The sequence below is a fragment of the Staphylococcus sp. 231237_7MaSpsaltlick genome (genome assembly GCF_043107035.1).
This window is the reverse complement of record NZ_JBICNX010000143.1, coordinates 1-1,184: the sequence shown is the minus strand read 5'-3', so window position 1 is coordinate 1,184 and position 1,184 is coordinate 1. Positions and strand designations below refer to the sequence as shown.

Sequence of the window (1,184 nt, the reverse complement as noted above, 5' to 3'; positions counted from 1 at the left end):
GATGAGATGATTATTTAATCATTATTAAATTCCAGCCACCGTCTTTTTAAAGGGCTCATTAGGGCGATACACTTATGGTGTATTGCCCTTTTTCTATATATAAATTAACACAACATAAAAATATTATCAAATGTTTAAGTCGTCATATACATGTCGGCTTTTTATTATGAGGAGGAAATTAAATGGATGTAAAAGTAACAGTAATCGTAAGAGTATTAGGTTTAATTTTGGTGTTAGTGAATCAGTGGTTATCAAATAAAGGTATTAGTCCTATTCCAGTTGACGAAGCAACAATAATGACAATAGCAGTAGCATTGCTTACGACATGGAAAGACAACCCGTTAACTAATGCAGCTAAAGAAAGTAATAAAATCATGAAAGAATTAAAAACGCAAAATAAATATGAAAAAGTAGTGATGCGTAGTGGCAAAGAAAAGTGAAGCATTAAAATATGTTAATTCACGAATAGGCATTCAACATGATGAAGATGGCATTTATCCAGGCCAATGTGCTGATTGGGTTATTCATGTATGTAAAAAATATTTTAATTGGCATTTTCAAGGTGATGCGAAAGATATTATTAATTTCAAAAATAGAGCTACTGCACCGAAAGGCACAAAGTTTTTGCCTAACACAAAAGATTTGGTCGTGGAACCTCTAGATATTTGTGTATGGACAGGTGGTCAATGGGGCCATGTATCAATTGGCCTAAGTGGTAATTTACAAACCTTTTACTCATTAGATCAAAACTGGGGTACATGGAATGGATCACCAGTAAAAAAGGTTCAACATGATTATGATAGCAATGGATTTTGGGGAGTCATTAGACTCCCTTTTATTAATAATTTAAAAAATGGAGGAGAAAGCATGGGCAAAAAAAGAATAGGTACATGGAATGGCGTACCCGTTTATACTGATTTTTTACCAATTGGTACGCGTCGAACAGGACAACGATTAGATAGTGGTAAACCACAATTTGCAGTATTTCATGATACAGGTAATCGTGATTCAACAGCACAACAAAATGTTAATTACTATAGAAATACTTATAATATTGATTGGGCTAGAACAGCATCAGCTCACATTTTTGTAGATGACAAAGAATGTATTATTTGTATACCAGTTACAGAGAAAGCATGGCATGTATTGTATGATACGCCAATTGATAACGAATGGTATAACGA

At 33.4% G+C, this 1,184-nt stretch carries 2 protein-coding genes; both read left to right on the top strand.

What is annotated here, in order from left to right; all coding sequences use genetic code 11:
• Nucleotides 1-182 precede the first annotated feature (182 nt).
• Nucleotides 183-440 (top strand): phage holin, encoded by a 258-nt coding sequence (locus ACF91D_RS30475; RefSeq protein ID WP_081224964.1) that lies wholly within the window; start codon nt 183-185, stop codon nt 438-440.
• Nucleotides 424-1,184 (top strand): N-acetylmuramoyl-L-alanine amidase (locus ACF91D_RS30470; protein ID WP_392438485.1); only part of this gene is annotated, 761 nt, incomplete at its 3' end. The genes ACF91D_RS30475 and ACF91D_RS30470, both read left to right, overlap by 17 nt.